Here is a 19722-nt window from a genome sequence, read left to right as displayed (position 1 = left end):
TGGTTCACGCCGCCAGCCGGGCGATCACATCGCGTACGGCAGCAGCGGACGGGAACGAGGCTGTCGCCTCGCTGGCAGGCGAAAGCGGGCCGACGCGGATCGACAAGCCGCCAAGCCGGTTGACGGCACGGAACATCGCCTCGTCGGTCACGTCGTCGCCGATAGCGATGGCGCGCCGCCCTTTGAAGGGCAGCTGTGCGAGGAAGGCTTCGACGGCATGTCCCTTGTCGGCGCTAGAGGGACGGATTTCGATCACCATCTTGCCATGCTGGATGTGCCAGCCGGGCCCGGCACGGTCGAGCGCCTGCTGCATCAGCGGCTCCAGATCGATTTCCCGCTCCGGCGCCTGACGGTAATGCGCGGCGACCGCCGCACCTTTGTCCTCGATGAGGATGCCCGGCCAGCCGGCCGTCTGGGCGGCGAGATCAGCCTTCACGGCGCCAAAGGCCGCGGTTGCCGCGGCGGTCGTGAGCGTTCCATCGGCATCGCGACGTTCGGCGCCGTGCAACCCGGCGATCGGAAAGCGGAGCGGTGCAAATAGGCTGTCCGCGTAGGCAAGGCCGCGGCCCGTGACCAGCGCCAGCGCGCCGCCAAGTTTTTGCGAGAGAGTATCGAGATGGCCCGGGAGACCGGTGGGGACTTCGATGCCGTCAGGCGTATCTGCGAGATCGAGCAAGGTGCCGTCGATATCGAGAAAGAGCGCCCATTCGTGCGGCGCTCCGGCAAGTGCGGCAAGCATGGACTCCGCGCCTGAAGCCGCATCCGGCTCCGCGATAACAAGCGGCTGCTTTTGGTAGGACATGGGGTCTATCTAGGTCAGTGCTGCACTGCGGCAACCCTCATGCGCCAACCAGAGCCTAGTCCGCGGGCTGCGCTGTGCCGCTCAGCGCGTAGAATGCCTTCGCATCGGCCGTAAAGGCAGCCCGCTGTTCGGCATTCGTGTAGAACATGTGGCCGCCGCGATAGACATCCAGCTTGACGCGGTCTTTCGCGAGACTTTGCGGCAGGTGATCGACGACATAGCGGCTGACGCCATAGGGCGTGACGAGATCGCTATAGCCATGCGCGATCAGCAGATGGAAGGACGGGTTTGACGCCAGCAGCTGGCGGATATCGCCGGTTATACTGGCCTGCAGCCGCGATCCGCCACCGCGTCCGCCCCATTCCCATTGACGGCTGATATCGCTGTCGAGCAGCGAATAGGTCATCTCCGTCTTGAAGCCGAGCTCGTTGCGGGCATAGCCGGAAAACGCGCCGCCATAGGCGCGGGTGAACCCGTCGAGGATGGCGTCGTCACCGCGATCATAGTCGGATTCGGGATAGGGATCGGGAGATGCGAAAGCCGCATCATAGGGGCTCATCACCTCACCGGCGGGTTTGCCGGAATGCTTGGCATAGGCGTCACCCAGAAAGCCGCGGTTGCGGGTGACGACATCCTCCGGGATGCCGGTTATCGCCGATATCTTGCCGTAAAACGCCTTTGCCGTGTCGCCGGTTGGCTCCGGACCGGCAAGCGTCGTCAGATAGTCGCCGAGCGCGAATTTTTCCGCCTCACGCTGCGCATCCTCCGAAAAGGCGCCGCGGCGGTCCATGTCGGCGGCTGCGAGCGAGGGAAGCTCCAGAGCGGCACCCAAAGCGAACTCGTCGGCATTGAACATCAGCTGCGCCTCGATGAGCGGCGAGAGCATGACGGCGCCCGAAACGATGATTCCCTGGTTCTGCTGCAAAGCACCCGCGACCCGCGCCGCGCGGAAGCCGCCATAACTTTCGCCGAGCAGGTATTTCGGCGAATTAGAGCGGTTGTTATGGGCAACGTAAAGCGCGATCGCCTTGGCGATGCTCTGCGCGTCCGAGCCTACGTTGTAATAATCCTTGGCATCGTCGGCCTTCGCCGTCCGGCTCCACCCGGTGCCGATCGGATCGATCAGCACAAGATCGGTAAAGTCGAGCCAGCTCTGCGGATTGTCGGCAAGCTTGGCATTGGCGCCGTCGCGCGCCTGAGGCCCGAAATCGAGGATGCGCGGGCCAACGAGGCCGAGATGGAGAAAGGCGGACGCTGCCCCGGGTCCACCGTTGAACGCAAAGGTGATTGGACGATTTGTACCCGCATTCTTGGCGATATAGGCGGTGTAGAAGATCGCCCCCGTCTGGTTGCCGTCCTGGCCGAAGAGATCGATTGTTCCCGCGGTTGCCGTATAGTCCAGCTTGCGGCCGCCGATCGTCGCTTGGTGCTCGGTCACGGCATCGCCGGGCAGCAGCTTCAGCACGCCCGGGCGTTCCTGGGACAATGCCGGTGCGGCGGCAAGGGATGCGACGAGCGCGATCGTCAGCATGAGAGAGCGAAGCGGCAAATGATCTCCTCCGGCGGATTGGTCCAGCCCGGAGCTAACCTACCATCGCCTGCCGCGAAGGCTCATCAAGACATGGTGATCCCAGGGTGAGCGCAGCTCATCCCTCAGGTGAGCGCAGCTGATCCGCCAAGTAGCAAAGGTCTGCCTAAGGCGTCTCGATCGTCCTTGCGTTGACATGCAGCGCCCGCCCGGCGTTCCAGCCGTTGATCGCAGCACCAAGGCCAAGGATGACAAACAGCACCGCGCACCAGGCGAAACTGCCCGTCCAGCTGCGGATCATGCCGACGACAAGCGGGCCGATGGCGGCAAGCAGGTAGCCGACGCATTGCGCCATGCCGGAAAGATGGGCCGCGACATGGGAATCGCGCGAGCGAAGCACGATAGCGGTCATCGCCACGGCAATCAGCCCGCCCTGGCCGATGCCCTGCAGCGCCGCCCAGAACCAGACGGTCCAGAGAGGCGCAAACAGCAGGCCGAGCAGCGCAACGACGGCGATGATGCAGAGCGAAGCGTTGATGATGCGCTGATCCTTGCCACGCACGGCGATCTGCGGCGCAACCAGACATGCCGCGGCCTGAACCATGACCGACATGGAAACGATCGCTCCGGCGGTCACGCCGTCGAGGCCGCGTTCGCGGAGAATCGGCACCAGCCAGCCGAAGACGCAGTAGGCAAGAGCCGATTGCAGCCCCATGAAAAGCGTCACCTGCCAGGCGAGCCTGTCGCGCCAGAGACCTTCGACACGGAAGCCACTACGCTTGGCGGTGTTCTTGGTGCGCAGCACCTGTGGAAGCCAGATCAGTCCGACGGCAAGGGCGGGTAGGGCCCAGATGGCAAGCGCACCGGAAAGAGAGCCGCCCAGCATATGCTCGGCCGGCAGCGTCAGCCCGGCGGCGCTGGCAGCACCGGCGCAGAGCGCCATGGTGTAGCAACCTGTCATCAGCGCGGCCCGGTCCGCAAAGTCGCGCTTCACCAGACCCGGCAGCAGCACGTTGCCGACGGCGATGCAGGCGCCGGCAAGAGCAGTTCCCAGAAACAGCAGCGGTATCGAGTTAAGCCCGCGCATCGCCGTTCCAAGCGCGAGCAGGAAGATGACGCCGAGAAGCGTCCGCTCCGAGCCGATCCGCTGGGCAAGCCGTGGTGCGAGCGGCGAAAAGGCGCCGAGGCAGACGACCGGCAGCGTGGTGAGCAGGCTGGCGCCGAGCGCCGAAAGACCGAGGCCGGAGCGAATCTCGGGAAGCAGCGCCGAAGCGCTGGAAAAGACCGGCCGGAGATTGAAGGCAATCAGCACCAGACTGACGCCAAGCAATATGCGGGCGGTTGCGGAAAGTTTCGCAGGTGGTTGAACCGGCGGCACGCTGTCTGCCTCGGCATCGATCAGTTGCTCGCCTGACGCATCGAAAGCATGCGCGGCATCGGCGTAAGGGGTATTCATGAAAGCAGCATCCGGTCCAGTGCGGCGATGACGGGGGCCATAAAGCGGCGAACCGCCGCATCCGCCCGTTCGGGATCGCCTGTTTCGATGGCATCGACGATATGGGCATGCGCCTGCATATCCGGCTCCGGCACGTCCTGGCCGAGCGTCGCCTCGATGGTCTCGGCGATCGATGCGGAGAAGAAATCGTATATTTCGATCATCGCGCGGTTTTGCGATGCGGCGATAACCGCCTGATGAAAGGCCAGATCGCGCCTGATGAAGGCGGCCTTGTCGCCGCCATCGTAGTTGCCGCGCTTTTCGAGCAGCGCCCGCAATCCGGCGATAATCTCTGGCGTCTGCCTGAGGCTCGCCAGACGCGCAGCCTCGACATCCAGCGCGCAACGCGCCTCGAACTGGTCGCGCAGGCTTGAGCGTCTCGCCATGGTGAGCGGCCGGCTGGCGTCGGCTGTCGACAGCACGTAGGTGCCGGACCCCTGTCTCGTCTCAAGATATCCCTGTGACGCCAGGACGCGGACCGCCTCGCGCACGGTCCCGCGGCTGACAGACAGCATGCTGCAGAGGGCAGCCTCGTTCGGCAGCTTTTCGCCCACGGCCCAGCGCTTGGCGATGATTTCGCTGCGGATCGCTTCGATTGCTGTATCGGCGAGATTGGTCTTGCTCAGAGGCTGCATCGGCATATTCATAAAGTCATCAGATGACTTTATGAATATGCCTGGTGGCTGATGAGGTCAAATGGATTCTGCCGGACGTGAAAAAGGGCCGCTTTCGCGACCCTTTCCATGAGTTTGGCCTTGAACTGGCCGGACCGTCAAAGCGATCCTAGGAAGGCAGGCTTTAGAGCGAGGGCTGCCCCGCTTTCGTCACCACTTCCATGCCTGCTACAAAGACCGAAATCTCATTAGACATTGGATCACCTTCCTTTCATTTCGTTGAACACACCTTGAAGGTAGGCCGATTCGCCGTCGATGCAAGAAAAAATCGGCAGTCCGGCCGAAGTGGCGAGATGGCGCGGGTTTTTCCCCGCTACGTCTCCAAGGTGTTTTCCAAGAATAATCAGCGTGATGCCAGCACGCTTATTGGTCTCACCGTTCACGCTGAAATGCTGGCGGCTACGCAATGTGATCGCCGGCCTTGCCAACAATCCGTCACAAACCCTTGCCAGCTCTACAACCCTTAAGTTTTTATTCACCACGTCGCCCGACAATCGGGCCTCGTGTTTTCGGGCATTCCTGCTGCAGAGACGGCGGGCTGGAGCAAAGAGCATGTGTCGTTGGGCAGCCTATCGCGGAGACCCCCTCTATCTGGAGGAGCTGGTGTCGTCGCCCGCCCATTCGCTGATCGAACAGTCGCATTGCGCCACCCGCGCCAAGACCGCCACCAACGGCGATGGTTTCGGCATCGCCTGGTATGGCGACCGCCCGGAGCCTGGGCGCTACCGCGATATTCTTCCGGCCTGGGCGGATTGCAATCTGAAGAGCCTGGCGCGGCAGATCCGTTCGCCGCTGTTCCTCGCCCATGTGCGCGCCGCGACCGGCGGCGGTACGCGCCGCGACAATTGCCACCCTTTCACCCACGAAAACTGGTCGTTCATGCACAATGGCCAGATTGGCGGCTTCGAGCGGTTGCGCCGGCCGATGGAAGCGATGCTCGATGACGAACTCTTCCACGCCAGAAGCGGCACGACGGATTCGGAGCTGATGTTTCTGCTCGCCATGCAGTTCGGCCTGCGCCAGGCGCCGGTCGCCGCCATGTCGGAGATGGTGAGCTTCGTCGAAGGACTGGCCGAAAACATTCTCGGTGATGCCCATCTCCGCTTCACCGCCGCCTTTTCCGATGGCCGATCGCTCTACGGTATCCGCTATGCGACGGACCGCAAGGCGCCGACCCTTTACGCATCGCCGATGCGCATGGGTCATTGCCTGGTATCAGAGCCGTTGAATGATGACGTCGATGCCTGGATGGAAATACCGGATGGCAGCGCCGTCACCGTCAACGAGGCGGGAATCACGATTACACCATTCCAGCCCGAACGGCGGGTGGAAATAGCAGCAAGCCTGGCTATCCCTGCCTGAGCCGTTCGGCGATCAGGGCAGCAAGCTTTTCCGCCACATCTTCTTTCGCCATATCGGGCCATTGGTCGATGCCTGCGCGGCTGATGAGCTTCACACTGTTACGCGTCCCGCCCATGATGCCGGTCGCCGGAGACACGTCGTTGGCGACGATCATGTCGGCACCCTTGCGCTCCAGTTTGGTCTTGGCATTGCTCTCGACATCCTGCGTTTCGGCTGCAAAACCGACGACGATCTTCGGCCGCATCGTATGATGGCCGACGGTTTTGAGGATGTCCGGATTCTCGGTTAGCGCCAGTGTCGGGATGGATTCGCCGGGATGCTTCTTGATCTTCTGGTCGGCGGCCGAGGCCACCCGCCAGTCGGCAACGGCAGCCACCATCACGGCGATATCGGCAGGCAGCGCTGCCAAGACGGCGTCGCGCATTTCTTCGGCCCGCTCGACATGGATGGTTTTCACGCCGGCAGGATCTGGGATGGTCACCGGTCCCGAAACCAGCGTCACATCGGCGCCGAGCTTGGCAAGTGCTGCCGCGATTGCATGCCCCTGGCGCCCGGATGAGCGGTTGGCGATGTAACGGACCGGGTCGATCGGCTCGTGGGTCGGGCCTGACGTGACCACAGCCTTGCGTCCGGCAAGCGGCTTCGGTCCGTCGTCCAGAAGCGCCTCGGCTGCGGCGACGATTTCCAGCGGCTCCGCCATCCGGCCGACACCGGCCTCGCGGCTCTCGGCCATCTCGCCGGCCATCGGCCCGATCATGCGGATGCCGTCGGCAGCAAGGGTCGCAACGTTGCGCCGGGTGGCCGGATGCGCCCACATCCTCGGGTTCATCGCAGGCGCGGCAAGCACCGGCCTGTCGGTCGCAAGCAACACGGTCGAGGCAAGATCGTCGGCCAGCCCGTTCGCCATCTTCGCCAGCAGATCGGCGGTCGCCGGCGCGATCAGCACCAGATCGCAATCGCGCGCCAGGCGGATATGTCCGACGTCCTGTTCGTCCTGCCGTGAAAAGAGATCGGTGAAGACATGATCGGCAGCAAGCGCGCCGACGGCAAGCGGCGTCACGAATTCCTGCGCGCCTGATGTCATGACCGGGCGCACCGATGCGCCGCGTTCACGCAGCCTGCGGATCAGGTCGAGGCTCTTATAGGCCGCGATGCCACCCGAGATGATAAGCAGGATGCGTTTGCCGCTGAGAGCCATGGCCTTTTACCCGTCGTCCTATTGGTCGAACGACCCTAAGCCTTTGGCGAATAACATGCAATGCGCGGCTGGTCAGTGGGCCTGCGGCTTGCGGGAAGGCGTGAAGATGGCGATTGCCAAGCCGACGCCGGCAAGCTGCAGGATCGAGCCGCCCGCTTCGGCAATCGTCGGCAGCCGCTGCTCGAACAGGAAGCCGAAGAGCAGGCCGAATACGGTTTCCGCCACGATCAGCTGCGCGGCAAGCGCCAGCGGCAGCCGCTTGGAGGCGATCATCCATAGCAGGGTCGCAAGCCAGGCGCCGGCCAGCCCCATGATCAGCGACCAGAGGATGAAGCGCAGAAGTTCTGCTCCGGTGAAGACGATATCGGTCCCGATGGAGGTAAAGGGAATGAGCACGAGGCAGCCGATCCCGGCGCCGATACCCTGCAAGCCCGTCCATTGCAGGATATCCGGCGCATCGGGCGATTGCATCGCCGCCGTGCTCGCCAGCCCGTAGATCACCCAGAGCGTCAGGCCAATCAGCGCCGATCCGATGCCGAGCCAGATCGCGCTCTGGTCGCCCGAAGGCGTTGCCGCGAAGATCGAGACATTGACCCAGCCGATGCCGGCCGCGATCAGGATCAGCGGCAGCGCAAGCAGCTTCCAGGCGACCGAGCGGTCGCGCAGGTTGGCGATGATGGCGAGCAGTACCGGCATGGTGCCGATAACGAGCGGCGGAATGGCTGCCCCCGCAAGCCGCACCGCATAGGCGACGCTGACGAAATAGCCGACATAGCCGATGCCGCCGAGCAATAGGGCGGTGATCGCCATGCGCGGCCTGATATTCTTCGGCCGGAACCGCGGGCTGACCATCAGCACGATGCTGGCCAGCGCAAATAGTCCGTAGCGCGTGACCGTCAAATCCATGGTCGTGAACGGCGCGATGGCGCGCGGCACGACGAAGGTCAGTCCCCACAACGCACAGGTGGCGAGGCCGCAAAGAATACCGAGAAGCATGGGGCACCGGAGGCGCGAAGGCCGGAAGATGAAGTGGATTTCAGCATCTTTGATAGGCCTGGCCGCACCCGGAAACAAGTCTCACCAGCGACATCTAGCGGGCGATTTCGGCGCAGAAGTCGATGAACGCCCGGACCTTGGCCGGCACGTGATGCCGCGAGGGGTAGAAGCAGTGCAGCGGAAAGGTTTCGCCCGGCCAATCCGGGTAGAGATCGACCAGTTGCCCGCTGTCGAGATAGGGCTTCATGCCGAGCGAAAACACCTGGGCAATGCCGATGCCGGCGAGACATGTGGCAAGCGTCGTCCCGGCATCGTTGACGAGAATCCGTCCGCGCGTGGCGATCGGCACCACTTCCTCGCCGCGCCGCAATTCCCATTCGAAGGGCTTTCCGGTCAGCGGGTCCTGATACTGGATGCAGGTGTGATCGCCGAGATCCTCAGGAAGCCGGGGGCGTCCATAGCGTTCGAGATAGGCGGGGGCCGCGACCGTGATGACCCGTGTGCGAAATAGCTGCCGGGAAATCAGCGCGCTTCTGGCCGGGATCTCTCCGAAGCGCACCGCCACATCCATGCCATCGGCCACCAGGTCGCCGATCTCGTTGCGGGTGATGATTTCGAGCTGGAGATCAGGATAGCGATCAAGAAAGGTGCCAAGCTCCGGCGCCAGGATCAGCCTGGAGAAATAGGGATCGGCGTTGACGCGAAGGCGCCCGCGCACCGCCTGTGCGGTGCCAGCGGCATAACTGGCCGCTTCTTCGATGCCGCCGAGCAGGGGCACGACCTGTTCGTAGAAGCGCGCACCGTCATCGGTCAATCTGAGCGACCGCGTCGTCCTGTCGAGGAGCCGGACGCCGATCCGCCCCTCCAGCCGCGATATGGCACGGCTAACGCCCGATGCGGTTAAACCAAGTGCCTCGGCGGCGCGCGCAAAACTGCCGCTTTCGACCACCGCCGCCAGCACGCTGACACCATTCAGCAGTCGTCCGTCCAACATCATCTGATCCGTGATTTTCTGTCATGAATAATATGACAAAAGCGCAATTCAGTCAAAAATGAATTGCGTGCATCTTCCGCGCATCGCGGCGGCCTGTTGCTGCCGGAAAAGGAGCGTGACGATGTTTGCAGTAACTGGAGTGACGGGTCAGGTCGGCGCGGTGGTGGCCGAGCGATTGCTGGCTGGACGCCATGCCGTGCGCGCCGTGATGCGCAATGCGGAAAAGGGAAAGGCGTGGCGGGATCGCGGTGCTGAAATCGCGATCGCCGAGATGACGGATGCGGACGCGCTCGCCAAGGCTTTCGAGGGCGCCGAAGGCGTCTTCGTGCTGTTGCCGCCAGCCTTCGATCCGGCGCCGGGCTTTCCGCAGGCGCGCGCCATTATCGAGGCGGTGAAGGCGGCGGTGATTGTGGCAAGCCCGAAGAAGGTCGTTTGCCTCTCCACCATCGGTGCTCAGGCGCAGCAGGAGAACCTTCTGACCCAGCTCGGTATTGCTGAACAGGTCTTTTCCGCGCTGCCGGTGCCGGTCGCGTTCCTGCGGGCCGCCTGGTTCATGGAGAATTCCGCCTGGGATATCGCTTCAGCGCGGGAAAGCGGCGTCTTGCCGAGCTTCCTTCAGCCGCTCGACAAGCCGGTGCCGATGGTCGCGGTTCGCGATGTCGGCGCGGCCGCCGCCGGATTGCTGCAGGAAATCTGGACGGGGAGCCGCGTCGTCGAGCTGGAAGGTCCCTGCCGCATCACGCCGTTACAGATGGCCGAAGCTCTTTCGCTAGTACTCGGCCGGCAGGTCCATGCTGAGGCGGTTGCAAGGGAAAGCTGGAATGAACTGTTCCTTTCGCAGGGCATGCAGAACCCCGGCCCGCGTATGCGCATGCTCGATGGTTTCAACAAAGGCTGGATCGAGTTCGAAGCCGGCGCGAGCGGTTCGCGAAAGGCAAAGACGGATTTCGAAACGGCGATCCGCACGCTCATCGAAACCCGCTGACGCGAAAGGCCGCGGCGCTCTCGTGCCGCGGCCTTGCTTCGATGTTGAAAGGCTTACGTGCGGGTGATCGATGCGCCGCCATCGACCAGCGATGCCGTGCCGCTGACGAAGCTCGAGGCGTCGGAGGCGAGGTAGAGCACCGATTGGGCAATCTCTTCCGGCTTGGCGACGCGCTTCAGCGCATGCAGGTTGGTGATGAAGCCCTGCTTGTCTTCGGTGTCGTTCATCTCGCGATACATGTCAGTGTCTACGCCGCCGGGAAGTACGGCATTGACGCGCACATTCTGCGCACCGAATTCGGCGGCGAGCGTCTGCGTCAGACCGATCAGGCCGGATTTGCTGGCTGCATAGCCGGCAACGCCGGGGAAGGAGAAGCTGTAGCCGACGAATGTCGAGGTGAAGATCACCGAGCCGCCGCCAGTCTTGACCATGGCGCCGATCTGGTGCTTGGCGGCAAGGAACGAGGCGACGAGGTTGATCGTCAGCGCTTCGGTAAAGCCTGCTTCGGAAACCTCGGTGCTCGGGCCCGCTTCGCCGAGGATACCGGCATTGTTGAAGGCGATGTCGAGCTTGCCGTAATTGCCGACAGCAGCGGCGACAAGTGCCTTGTGATAATCCTCCGAGCGTACGTCGCCCGCAACCGCGATGGCCGTGCCACCGGCTTCCTTGATTTCGGCAACGAGGCTATCGAGCTCCGCTTGACGGCGGGCGCCGACCACGACCTTGGCGCCTTCGGCGGCAAACAGCTTGGCCGTCGAACGGCCGATACCGGAGCTTGCGCCGGTTACGATTGCAACTTTGTTGTTCAGGCGGTTCATAATTCCATCTCCTATGTGCGGGGCGTTGTGCCCCTTCGATGAGTGGAAGATGGCATTTTCTATTTGTTCGGATTAGTCTGCAAATGGTGGAACTCGATTTCGGAAATACCGAACAATGATCAAGATTGAGGGAATTGCGGCTTTCGTCGCCGTGGTCGAGGCAGGTTCGGTGAGCGAAGCGGCACGTAGGCTCCGCCTGTCGAAATCCGTCGTCAGCGAACGCCTTGCGGAACTTGAGAAAACGCTGGGCGGCCTGCTTCTCCATCGCACCACCCGCAAGCTGACGCTGACGGAGGATGGGACAGCTTTTCTGGAGCGCGCGCTGCGCATCGTCCACGAGGTCGAGGAGGCGTCGGCAAGCATGGCGGAGCGCCGCGGCACGCTCGCCGGTCCGCTGCGCATTGCCGCCCCCGTCACGTTCGGGCGCATGCATCTTGGGCCTGCCCTATATCCGTTTCTCGCCGAACACCCGGAAATCGCCCTGACGCTCGATATCGACGATCGCCGCGTCGATGCGGCGTCGGAAGGCTACGACGCCATCATCCGCAACGGCCCGATTGCAGACTCGCGTCTTGTCGCCTGGAAGCTCGCTCCGAGCCGCCGCATGCTGGTCGCCTCGCCGGACTATCTTGCCAAGGCGGGCATCCCGCGCACTCTGGCCAGTCTTCAGGAGCATCGAGGACTTTTCTACACCAATCGCGGTGTCGCCGACTGGCGCTTCCAGACCGCAGAGGGCGTCGCTGTGGTGCGCGCCCAACTGGCGATGGGGATGAACAATGGCGACATGCTGCGCGATGCAGCGATCGCGGGTCTCGGGATTGCGCTTCTGCCGGCCTTCATTGCCGGACCTGCCATTCGCGAAGGCGCGCTTGCGGAGATCGACGTCGGCAGCAAGCCGGAACCGGAATTCATCTACATGGCCCATCCCGAAGGCCGCAATCCCTCGGCCAAGCTGCGCGCCATTGCCGATCATCTGAAGAAGGTCTTCGGCGATCCGCCCTATTGGGATCGGCCTGCATCCTGAAGCTGGAGATCTAGAGCAGGCTCATCAGGTTTTCCGTGACCGGCGAGCGCTGGGTCTTGAGAACCGCGAGCGCCAGCCGGGCAACGGCGGGCGGTCCCTCGATCGGCCGGTAGGCGACGCCGTCGAGCCTGATCTGCGCTATCGATTCCGGAACAATGGACACGCCGAGTTCTGCGGCGACCAGATTGACGACCGAGGAGATCTGCGGCGCTTCCTGTGCCACTTCGAGTTCGAATCCGGCCTTCCGGCAGGCGAGCACAACGTCATCGAACAGGCTGAGCCCTACAAGCCGCGGGAAGAGGATGAATGGCTCGTTGGCGAGCAGCGAGAGCGGCAGTGCGGCGCGCTTTGCCAGCGGATGGCGTGCCGGCAGTGCGATGACCATCGGTTCGTCGGCAAGCCGCTTCAGCCGGACACCGGGCGGGTCATCCAGGCTCGGGCGCATGAAAGTCGCGTCGAGTTCGCCGCGGTGCAGTTTCTCCATCAGCGCCAGCGTGTTCATCTCGGTCAATGATAGCCGTACCTCCGGCCATTGTGCCCGGAAGCGCCGGATCGTCGCGCTGACCACGGTGTTGAATGCCGAGGACGCGGTGAAGCCGAGCGCCAGCCGCCCAGTCTCGCCGCGGTTGGCCCGCTGTGCTGCAAGCTTGGCTTTCTCGGCGGCGGCGAGCGATGCCTTCGCCTCGCCGAGAAAGGCTTCACCAGCCGCCGTCAGTTCCGCGCCGTGCGGAACCCGATGGAACAGCGCAGCACCCACTTCCGCCTCCAGATCGCGGATCTGCTGGCTGAGCGGAGGCTGGCCGATGCCGAGCTTGGCTGCGGCGCGGGTGAAATTGCGCTCCTCGGCAACGGCCAGGAAATAACGGATATGCCGGAGCTCCATCTGCGCTATCTCCAAAAACTATCGAGAGTGACTGTTCCATATATTGGACAAATTGCATCCTGCTGGCTAGATCAAAGGTGAAAGGCGCCTGACATGCCAAAGACAGCAGCAAGAATGAGCGACATTTCTCCGGTCGAGATGCAGGCGGCGGCGCCCGCAAGGCAATATCTGACTCGCGGCACTGCGCCCTACCGGCGGGCGAGCCTTGCCTTGTTTCTGTCGGGCTTCTCGACCTTCTCGCTGCTTTATTGCGTCCAGCCGCTGCTTCCGGTCTTCGCCTCCGAGTTCGCCGTCAGCCCGGCTGAGAGCTCTCTGGCGCTGTCGCTCTCAACGGGATTTCTGGCAATCGCCATCATCTGCGCCGCCGCCGTTTCCGAAGGTCTCGGCCGCCGCAGCCTGATGTCGATTTCGCTCGTTGGTGCCGCGTTCCTGACGATCGCCGCCGCTTTCTCTCCGGATTGGCACTTGCTGCTGGTGCTGCGGGCCATGCAGGGCTTCGTTCTCGGCGGCGTGCCCGCTGTGGCAATGGCCTATCTCGCCGAAGAGATCGATCCGAAGGGGCTCGGCGCCACAATGGGCCTCTATGTCGGAGGAACCGCCTTCGGCGGCATGTGCGGCCGGGTGCTGACGGGAATTTTTGCCGAATATCTAAGTTGGCGCCCGGCGATGGCGCTGATGGGTGCGATCGGGCTGGCCGCAGCGATCGGTTTTATCCTGCTGCTCCCTGCGTCGCGCAATTTCATCCGCCGCCCGGGTTTCGATCCGCGTTTTCATCTGCGGGCGTGGATCGGCCACCTCCGCAATCCGGCACTTCCCTTCGTCTTCGCCATCGCCTTCCTGGCGATGGGCTCCTTCGTAACGATCTACAATTATGCCGGCTTCCGGCTCGTAGCGGCGCCTTACCAGCTGACACAAACCGAACTCGGCCTGATCTTCACCGTCTACATGTTCGGCATCGGTGCCTCATCGATCGGCGGCATCCTCGGCGATCGTTTCGGCCATTTCGCCGTGCTGCTCACCGGCCTTGCTGTGACGGCTCTCGGCAGCGCTCTCACACTGTCGGCTTCCCTGCCGGTCATCATCCTCGGTATCATCGTACTGACCAGCGGCTTCTTCATGAGCCACTCGATCGCCAGCGGCCTCGTCGGCAAGCTGGCAAAGGGCACCAAGGGTCACGCGTCGTCGCTCTACATGCTCGCCTACTACGTCGGCTCCAGCGTCATGGGCTCGGCCGGAGGCTGGTTCTTCTCGGCCGAAGGATGGTTCGCGGTCGTCTTCTTCACGCTCGCCATGCTCGCCTGCGCTTTTGCCGCTGCCTATGCGGCAAGGCGGCTTTCGAGCGTTCAGAGTTAGGCGAAATCTCAACCAAGCCGGATATATGGCACGTCCTTCTTGGCAACCTCGTCAAGCGCATCCTCGTATCCGGCGTCCGCGTAGCGCATGACGCCGAGCGCCGTGTCGTTGGTCAGCGCGTGGTCGAGGCGCTCGTCGGCGTCATCGGTGCCGTCGGCAACGACGGTGACGCCACAGCTCGTCATGTAGCCGGCATAGCCGCCACCGCCGGAATGGACGACGACGAGGTCGGCCATCGAGGAGCAAAGCATCATGGCGTCGATCAGCGGCCAGTCGGCAATGGCGTCGGAGCCGTCCCTCATCCGCTCGGTCATGATGTTCGGATGTGCCATGGCGCCTGCATCCAGGTGATCGCGGGAGAAGGCGACAGGCCCCTTCAATTCGCCACTGGCGACCAGCTGGTTGACGCGCCGCGCCAGCGCCGTGCGCTCGCCATGGCCGAGCCAGGCGATGCGGGCGGGAAGGCCTTCGAAGGGCACATGTTCGCGCGCCAGCCGGATCCAGTTGGTGATGATCTTGTTGTCAGGAAACATCTCGAGCAGCAGATCGTCGATGCGGGCGATATCGCTCTCCTCACCCGACAGCGCCATCCAGCGGAAGGGACCGATGGCGCGGGCAAACAGCGGGCGCAGATAGGCCTCGGTGAAGATCGGAATGTCAAAGGCGTTCTGAACGCCGCCTTCCTTGGCCTGGGTGCGGATCAGGTTGCCGTTGTCGAAGACTTCGGAGCCCTTCTTCTGGAATTCCAGCATAGCCGTGACGTGCTGAACGATCGAGGCGCGGCTGGCCGCCATCAGTTGCCCCTGGCCATCGTCGCGCAGCTCCTTCACCTGCGCGATGCTCATGCCCTTCGGCACGTAGCCGTAGACGAGGTCGTGCGCCGAGGTCTGGTCGGTGACGACGTCGGGCACGATGCCGCGCCGGGCAATCTCCGGGTAGACTTCGGCCGCGTTGCCGACGAGGCCGACAGAAAGCGCGCGCTTTTCCTTCACGGCGTCATCGATCATCTGGAGAGCCGTATCGAGGTCAGGCGCGATTTCCTGCAGATAGCCGATCTCCTGGCGTTTCTTCGCCCTGTCGGCATCGATATCGACGCAGAGGATCGCCGCACCCGCCATGCGCCCGGCGAGCGGCTGCGCGCCACCCATCCCGCCGAGGCCCGCCGTCAGCACGAAGCGGCCCGAGAGATCGCCGCCGAAACGGCGCTCGGCGATGCGCATGAAGATCTCGTAGGTGCCCTGGATAACGCCCTGGCTGCCGATATATTGCCAGGCGCCGGCCGTCAGCCCGCCCCAGCAGATCAGCCCCTTGCGCTGCAGTTCATAGAATACCTCGGCCTTCGCCCATTGCCCGACGATGTTGCAGTTCGCCATGATCACCAGCGGCGCCTTGGCGTGGGTCTTTACCAGGCCGATCGGCTTGCCGGATTGGATTAGCAGCGTCTGGTCCTCGTCCATCTCGGTCAGCGCCTTGACGATACCCTTGTGGGCCGCCCAGTTGCGCGCCGCCTTGCCGAGAGCCGCGTAGACGATCAGATTTTCCGGGTCTTCGCCGACCGAGAGCACGTTTTCGAGAAGCCGCAGCAATGCCTCCTGCCGCCAGCCCTTGGCGCGCAGCTCCGGCCCGCCTGGGATCGGAAAGTTCGGGTGGCGTGGATTCTGCTTCGGCATCGTGTTGTTCCTCGTAATATGGTTCCCGCTTCTCCCCAGCGGGGAGAAGATGCCCGTCAGGGCAGATGAGGGGGTGAGCGACGATAGAAGCGAACGGCCGGAGCGGTAAGCGACGGACGAGCCTGCCGCAGATACCCCCCCTCATCCGACCCTCCGGGCCACCTTCTCCCCGCTGGGGAGAAGGGAATGCTCAGGCCTTCGATGCCAGCGCGTAGCGTGCGATCTCGATGCCCATTGCCTTTTCGACAGAGGGATAGACCGTCGGGTCGAGAACGCTGGCCGAAAGCGGAATGATCTCCATCGGCACATGCAGGATGAAGATATGCATGCCTGCCTGCAGCTGGCCGACAGACAGCGGTTCGCCGTCAGGGGAGAGCGTGGTGATGACGGACGGGAAGGTCGCGACGCGCGTACCGCCTGCATCGTCGACCGCCATATATTCGTTCATCACATGCATCGTCACCGCGTTGTCGCCGGAGCCGACGACGATCGTGCCGATATCGAAGGCTTCCTTGGTATAGACCACGTCCTTCTTGGTGATGATGCCTTCGGTGAGAATGGTGCCGCCTGTTGTCTTGCAGATCGCGTCGATCACCGCCGATCCGCCCTTCTTCTCGGCGGCGATGATCGCCTCGCCGAGCGCCAGCGCCATCGAGATGCCGCCGAGTGCGGCATTCTTGCGCACATAGGAGGCACGCAGCGGGTTGCGGCACGAGGCGATGAAGCCGCCCGACTGGTCGGATGCGGCGCGCAGGATCGGCGAGATCTTCGCCGTCGCGCCCTTTACGACGAGCTCGATATAGCGATTCTCGGCGCGATTGCCGCCGACCGCCGTCTGGATCATCTGCTCCGGCGAACCGGCCATGCCGATCGCGCCCATGTCGCCCGTCGGATGTGCGCGGATATCGCCGACGGCGTCGACAACCTTGGTGCCGAGAATGGCTGAGGGCAGCCAGCCGTTCAGCGTCGAAGACTTGCCGTTCTGGCCGATTATCAGGCCCGACAGCTTCTCGCCAAGCTCTTCCTGCAGCAGTTGCACGGCCTTGACGTAGTCGATGCCTTGCATTTCCCAAGGCGTGGTCGAGGCGGGCGCGCCGATGGCCGCAGCCGTCGCGATCCAGTCGTCATCTTTGAGTTCGTCGATGGAAACCAGCTCCGGCTTGCCGACATTGACCGCGGCATAGCCGAGCATCCGGCCATGGTCGGCCCAGCCGCCGCCGCCTGCCGCATAGACGGAGCCACCCTTGACCGCAGCCTCGACGTCCTTCTCAACGAGTATGCGTCCCATCAGGCCTTCTCCTCATTCAAGCTCTTGTCCATGTCGCGGACCGCCTCAAACAGCACGGCAGCGCCGAGCGCGATGTCGTCATTTTCCGCCCACTCGTCGGCGCAATGGCTGCGGCCTTCCTTGCAGGGCACGAAGATCATCGCGGCGGGTGCGACCTTGGCAACCCAGGCCGTATCGTGACCGGCACCCGATGCCATCCGCCGGTGCCTGGCGCCGACGGTGTCGCAGGCCTGCTCCAGAATTTTCAGCAGGCGCGGATCGCCGGGCGTCGGATAATTATCGGAAACGCGGTTCGGCGATTTGATGGTCACGCCCTGCGCGATCGCCAGCTTGATCACATGGGCATCCAGCCACTCGCAGAAGGCTTCCATGTCGCCGCGAATTTCAGCGCGCCCGTCAATCAGTAGCACGACTTTCGACGGCACCACATTGGCGGCATTCGGCTCGATCCGGAATTCGCCGACCGTTGCCGCGAAATGCCCCGGCGTCTTTGCCCGCTGGGCCGCGGCTTCGCGAATGTCGAGGACCAGCTGCGAGGCGGCGACCAGCGCATCGGCACGGCCATCCATCGGCGTCGTTCCGGCATGATCGGCGCGGCCCTCGACGGTGATTTCTATCCGGGTGATCCCGGCGATCGCCGTGACGATGCCGACATCCTTCCTCTCGTTTTCGAGGATCGGCCCCTGCTCGATATGTAGCTCGAGGAAGCCCTTCAGGTCGGGCCTGCTCTGCGAGAGCAGCGTCGCAGGGTCACCGCCGACTTCGGCTATGCCGTCGGCGAGCGTGCGGTCGCCATTGGTGCGCGACAGCCATGCTTCCGGGATCTGCCCGGTCATGCCGCGGCTGCCGATGCAGGAGACGCCGAAGATGCTGACTTCTTCGGCTAGAAAATCGATGATCTCCAGGTCGTGATCCAGCTGGATGTTCTGATCCGCCAGCGATCGCGCCACTTCCAGTGCGGTGATCGTCCCGGCAATGCCGTCGAACCGCCCGCCGTCAGGCACGGTATCGGAATGCGAGCCGACCATGATCGTCCCGAGGCCCGGCTTCGTTCCCGCGCGGCGGCCGATCAGGTTGCCGGCGGCGTCCATCCGCGTCTCAAGCCCGGCGGCCTTCATCCGCGCCTCGATATAGGCACGGCCCTCAAGGAAAAGCGGCGAGAAGGCGCGGCGCGTCCAGGGGTGATCCGGTTCAGTGATCTTTGCCAGCGCATCGATGTCTTCGGCGATGCGTCCGGCGTTGACGGGCAGGTTGCGGCTCATGCGGATTCTCCAGAAAGGACGTGGCGGGGCAGCGGGCGCACGAACTTGCCGTTGCCCGGCTGGGAAAGCACCTTGGCGCCATCGGTTATCTTGTCGCCGCGCAGATAGGCGGCCGAAACGGTCCAGGGCAGGCGGATGCCGTGGTAAGGGCTCCAGCCGACGATATTGTTGCCGCTCGCGGCTGCGTCGTAAACGGTCTCGCGTGGTTCGAGCACGACGATATCGGCGTCCTTGCCCGGCGTCAGAGCACCCTTGATATGGTCGAGGCGGAAATGCTTCGCAGGGTTCTCGGCCATCAGCTTGGCCGCCCAGGTGAGCGATATGCCGCGCTCGAGCGCGCCCTTCACGAACAACGGCACCATGACTTCCAGGCCCGGCACGCCGGAAGAGTTCGCCAGCATATCCGGATTGGTCTTCCTGTTTTCCGACCAGCTGACGTGATCGGTCGAGACAAGCCAGACATTGCCCTCGGCGACCTTGCGCCACAGCGTCTCGACTTCGGCGCGCGTGCGGATCGGCGGATTGATCTTCGCCTTGCCGCCGAGCCGCTTCACGTCGCTTTCCTCGTCCAGCGTCAGGTAGTGGATGCAGCATTCGACCGTCGCCTCGAAGCCGTCGCGGCGGTAGGCGCGGGCAATGTCGTAGCCCCGGCCGAGCGAGCAATGCACGACATGCGACGGGCAGCCGGTATTGGCGCCGGTCTCGAAGATCGTGTGCATCGCCAGCAACTCGGTGATCGGCGGACGGGAGAGGCCATGGGCACGCCAGTCGGTGATGCCGCTCGCCTTGACCTTTTCCATATAGGTGCGGACGGCCTCGTCATCCTCGTTATGGACGCCGGCCGTCAGGCCGGTCGGCGCGATGGCCGCGAAGCATTCGTCGAGCAGGGCAGGGGGAATGCGCGGGAAGCGCTTGGCATCCGTGCCGAAGGTGGAGAACTTGAAGGCCGCAACACCGGCATCCACCATCTCGCGGATGCGCTTCGCGCCTTCTTCGGGATCGACGGTACCATAGAGCGCGAAATCCACGCGTGCCTGCGGGCCGGCATGGTCCACCTTCTTCTTTACCGCTTCGGCTGAGCAGACCAGGTTGCCCTCGTCATAGGGCATATCGACGATCGTCGTGACGCCGCCAGCGGCAGCCGAGCGGGTCGACCAGATGAAGTCTTCCTGATCCTTCTGCGACAGCGAATGCGTCTGCGCGTCGATCGCGCCGGGCAGGATCAGAGCCTTGCCGAGCAGATGTCTTTCCCGGGCGGCAGGCGGGATGCCTTGGCCGACTTCGGCTATCTTGCCGTCGCGGACGGCGACATAGCCCTGCTCCAGAATGCGTTCCGGCAGAACGACCGTACCCTGTAGAACGAGATCGAAATCAGCCATGCCGCTTTCCT

At 63.6% G+C, this 19722-nt stretch carries 18 protein-coding genes; 4 read left to right on the top strand and 14 right to left on the bottom strand.

What is annotated here, in order from left to right; genetic code table 11:
• Positions 1 to 4 precede the first annotated feature (4 nt).
• The 5 genes from otsB to AC1DIJ_RS10655 all read right to left on the bottom strand — a co-directional run bounded on the left by otsB (position 5) and on the right by AC1DIJ_RS10655 (position 4993).
• On the bottom strand, positions 5 to 802 hold the full coding sequence (gene otsB / locus AC1DIJ_RS10675) for a trehalose-phosphatase (protein WP_112385206.1): 798 nt from the start codon (positions 800 to 802) through the stop codon (positions 5 to 7).
• Between the two features lie 55 nt (positions 803 to 857).
• Positions 858 to 2333, bottom strand: coding sequence for a S10 family peptidase (locus AC1DIJ_RS10670; RefSeq protein WP_477831404.1), 1476 nt, complete (start codon positions 2331 to 2333; stop codon positions 858 to 860).
• A 163-nt stretch (positions 2334 to 2496) separates the two neighbouring features.
• A complete protein-coding gene (locus AC1DIJ_RS10665; RefSeq protein WP_112385208.1) occupies positions 2497 to 3786 on the bottom strand; it encodes a CynX/NimT family MFS transporter in 1290 nt (429 codons plus the stop codon).
• Positions 3783 to 4460, bottom strand: a complete 678-nt coding sequence (locus tag AC1DIJ_RS10660; RefSeq protein WP_112385386.1) for a FadR/GntR family transcriptional regulator — start codon at positions 4458 to 4460, stop codon at positions 3783 to 3785. Before AC1DIJ_RS10660 ends, AC1DIJ_RS10665 begins: the two co-directional genes overlap by 4 nt.
• 239 nt (positions 4461 to 4699) lie before the next feature.
• Positions 4700 to 4993 carry a hypothetical protein gene (locus AC1DIJ_RS10655; RefSeq protein ID WP_148194259.1) on the bottom strand — a complete coding sequence of 98 codons (294 nt, stop codon included), beginning with the start codon at positions 4991 to 4993 and terminating at the stop codon, positions 4700 to 4702.
• A gap of 58 nt (positions 4994 to 5051) precedes the next feature.
• Between AC1DIJ_RS10655 and AC1DIJ_RS10650 the strand changes: the two genes are divergently transcribed.
• The gene (locus AC1DIJ_RS10650) at positions 5052 to 5861 is read left to right on the top strand and encodes a class II glutamine amidotransferase (RefSeq protein WP_112385210.1); all 810 of its coding nucleotides are present in this window, start codon (positions 5052 to 5054) and stop codon (positions 5859 to 5861) included.
• Here the strand turns inward: AC1DIJ_RS10650 and coaBC are convergent.
• The 3 genes from coaBC to AC1DIJ_RS10635 all read right to left on the bottom strand — a co-directional run bounded on the left by coaBC (position 5848) and on the right by AC1DIJ_RS10635 (position 9049).
• Positions 5848 to 7059, bottom strand: a complete 1212-nt coding sequence (coaBC, locus tag AC1DIJ_RS10645; RefSeq protein ID WP_112385211.1) for a bifunctional phosphopantothenoylcysteine decarboxylase/phosphopantothenate--cysteine ligase CoaBC — start codon at positions 7057 to 7059, stop codon at positions 5848 to 5850. The genes AC1DIJ_RS10650 and coaBC overlap by 14 nt on opposite strands.
• Positions 7060 to 7131: 72 nt before the next feature.
• Positions 7132 to 8055 carry a DMT family transporter gene (locus tag AC1DIJ_RS10640; RefSeq protein WP_112385212.1) on the bottom strand — a complete coding sequence of 308 codons (924 nt, stop codon included), beginning with the start codon at positions 8053 to 8055 and terminating at the stop codon, positions 7132 to 7134.
• Positions 8056 to 8149: 94 nt separating this feature from the next.
• Positions 8150 to 9049, bottom strand: coding sequence for a LysR family transcriptional regulator (locus AC1DIJ_RS10635; protein WP_112385387.1), 900 nt, complete (start codon positions 9047 to 9049; stop codon positions 8150 to 8152).
• Between the two features lie 121 nt (positions 9050 to 9170).
• Here AC1DIJ_RS10635 and AC1DIJ_RS10630 point away from each other — a divergent pair, with 121 nt between their 5' ends.
• Entirely contained in the window at positions 9171 to 10034 is an 864-nt protein-coding gene (locus AC1DIJ_RS10630; protein ID WP_112385213.1) for an NmrA family NAD(P)-binding protein, read from the top strand.
• Positions 10035 to 10087: 53 nt separating this feature from the next.
• On the opposite strand, the gene AC1DIJ_RS10625 is transcribed toward AC1DIJ_RS10630, so the two are convergent.
• Positions 10088 to 10852, bottom strand: a complete 765-nt coding sequence (locus AC1DIJ_RS10625; protein ID WP_112385214.1) for an SDR family oxidoreductase — start codon at positions 10850 to 10852, stop codon at positions 10088 to 10090.
• A gap of 115 nt (positions 10853 to 10967) precedes the next feature.
• Between AC1DIJ_RS10625 and AC1DIJ_RS10620 the strand changes: the two genes are divergently transcribed.
• On the top strand, positions 10968 to 11876 hold the full coding sequence (locus AC1DIJ_RS10620; protein ID WP_112385215.1) for a LysR family transcriptional regulator: 909 nt from the start codon (positions 10968 to 10970) through the stop codon (positions 11874 to 11876).
• Positions 11877 to 11886: 10 nt separating this feature from the next.
• Here the strand turns inward: AC1DIJ_RS10620 and AC1DIJ_RS10615 are convergent, their stop codons facing one another.
• On the bottom strand, positions 11887 to 12759 hold the full coding sequence (locus tag AC1DIJ_RS10615) for a LysR family transcriptional regulator (RefSeq protein ID WP_112385216.1): 873 nt from the start codon (positions 12757 to 12759) through the stop codon (positions 11887 to 11889).
• A 114-nt stretch (positions 12760 to 12873) separates the two neighbouring features.
• On the opposite strand from AC1DIJ_RS10615, the gene AC1DIJ_RS10610 reads away from it, so the two are divergent.
• On the top strand, positions 12874 to 14112 hold the full coding sequence (locus tag AC1DIJ_RS10610; protein ID WP_112385217.1) for an MFS transporter: 1239 nt from the start codon (positions 12874 to 12876) through the stop codon (positions 14110 to 14112).
• Between the two features lie 8 nt (positions 14113 to 14120).
• On the opposite strand, the gene AC1DIJ_RS10605 is transcribed toward AC1DIJ_RS10610, so the two are convergent.
• The 4 genes from AC1DIJ_RS10605 to AC1DIJ_RS10590 all read right to left on the bottom strand — a co-directional run bounded on the left by AC1DIJ_RS10605 (position 14121) and on the right by AC1DIJ_RS10590 (position 19711).
• A complete protein-coding gene (locus AC1DIJ_RS10605) occupies positions 14121 to 15782 on the bottom strand; it encodes a urocanate hydratase (RefSeq protein WP_112385218.1) in 1662 nt (553 codons plus the stop codon).
• Between the two features lie 190 nt (positions 15783 to 15972).
• Entirely contained in the window at positions 15973 to 17070 is a 1098-nt protein-coding gene (locus AC1DIJ_RS10600; protein ID WP_112385219.1) for an S-methyl thiohydantoin desulfurase domain-containing protein, read from the bottom strand.
• Positions 17070 to 18332, bottom strand: a complete 1263-nt coding sequence (locus AC1DIJ_RS10595; RefSeq protein WP_112385220.1) for a Zn-dependent hydrolase — start codon at positions 18330 to 18332, stop codon at positions 17070 to 17072. Before AC1DIJ_RS10595 ends, AC1DIJ_RS10600 begins: the two co-directional genes overlap by 1 nt.
• Positions 18329 to 19711, bottom strand: coding sequence for an amidohydrolase family protein (locus AC1DIJ_RS10590; protein WP_112385221.1), 1383 nt, complete (start codon positions 19709 to 19711; stop codon positions 18329 to 18331). Before AC1DIJ_RS10590 ends, AC1DIJ_RS10595 begins: the two co-directional genes overlap by 4 nt.
• Positions 19712 to 19722 lie beyond the last annotated feature (11 nt).

This window comes from Rhizobium sp. 10N427 (assembly GCF_056394605.1).
This window is presented reverse-complemented; position numbering and strand designations above follow the sequence as displayed.

What these genes read in the sequence shown, in the direction of transcription:
- AC1DIJ_RS10590 (WP_112385221.1), bottom strand. Translation starts at nt 19,711, where the DNA reads ATGGCTGATTTCGATCTCGTTCTACAGGGTACGGTCGTTCTGCCGGAA.
- AC1DIJ_RS10635 (WP_112385387.1), bottom strand. Translation starts at nt 9,049, where the DNA reads ATGTTGGACGGACGACTGCTGAATGGTGTCAGCGTGCTGGCGGCGGTG.
- AC1DIJ_RS10630 (WP_112385213.1), top strand. Translation starts at nt 9,171, where the DNA reads ATGTTTGCAGTAACTGGAGTGACGGGTCAGGTCGGCGCGGTGGTGGCC.
- AC1DIJ_RS10610 (WP_112385217.1), top strand. Translation starts at nt 12,874, where the DNA reads ATGAGCGACATTTCTCCGGTCGAGATGCAGGCGGCGGCGCCCGCAAGG.
- AC1DIJ_RS10650 (WP_112385210.1), top strand. Translation starts at nt 5,052, where the DNA reads ATGTGTCGTTGGGCAGCCTATCGCGGAGACCCCCTCTATCTGGAGGAG.
- otsB (WP_112385206.1), bottom strand. Translation starts at nt 802, where the DNA reads ATGTCCTACCAAAAGCAGCCGCTTGTTATCGCGGAGCCGGATGCGGCT.
- AC1DIJ_RS10615 (WP_112385216.1), bottom strand. Translation starts at nt 12,759, where the DNA reads ATGGAGCTCCGGCATATCCGTTATTTCCTGGCCGTTGCCGAGGAGCGC.
- AC1DIJ_RS10670 (WP_477831404.1), bottom strand. Translation starts at nt 2,333, where the DNA reads ATGCTGACGATCGCGCTCGTCGCATCCCTTGCCGCCGCACCGGCATTG.
- AC1DIJ_RS10620 (WP_112385215.1), top strand. Translation starts at nt 10,968, where the DNA reads ATGATCAAGATTGAGGGAATTGCGGCTTTCGTCGCCGTGGTCGAGGCA.
- AC1DIJ_RS10625 (WP_112385214.1), bottom strand. Translation starts at nt 10,852, where the DNA reads ATGAACCGCCTGAACAACAAAGTTGCAATCGTAACCGGCGCAAGCTCC.
- AC1DIJ_RS10660 (WP_112385386.1), bottom strand. Translation starts at nt 4,460, where the DNA reads ATGCAGCCTCTGAGCAAGACCAATCTCGCCGATACAGCAATCGAAGCG.
- AC1DIJ_RS10595 (WP_112385220.1), bottom strand. Translation starts at nt 18,332, where the DNA reads ATGAGCCGCAACCTGCCCGTCAACGCCGGACGCATCGCCGAAGACATC.
- AC1DIJ_RS10605 (WP_112385218.1), bottom strand. Translation starts at nt 15,782, where the DNA reads ATGCCGAAGCAGAATCCACGCCACCCGAACTTTCCGATCCCAGGCGGG.
- AC1DIJ_RS10600 (WP_112385219.1), bottom strand. Translation starts at nt 17,070, where the DNA reads ATGGGACGCATACTCGTTGAGAAGGACGTCGAGGCTGCGGTCAAGGGT.
- coaBC (WP_112385211.1), bottom strand. Translation starts at nt 7,059, where the DNA reads ATGGCTCTCAGCGGCAAACGCATCCTGCTTATCATCTCGGGTGGCATC.
- AC1DIJ_RS10640 (WP_112385212.1), bottom strand. Translation starts at nt 8,055, where the DNA reads ATGCTTCTCGGTATTCTTTGCGGCCTCGCCACCTGTGCGTTGTGGGGA.
- AC1DIJ_RS10665 (WP_112385208.1), bottom strand. Translation starts at nt 3,786, where the DNA reads ATGAATACCCCTTACGCCGATGCCGCGCATGCTTTCGATGCGTCAGGC.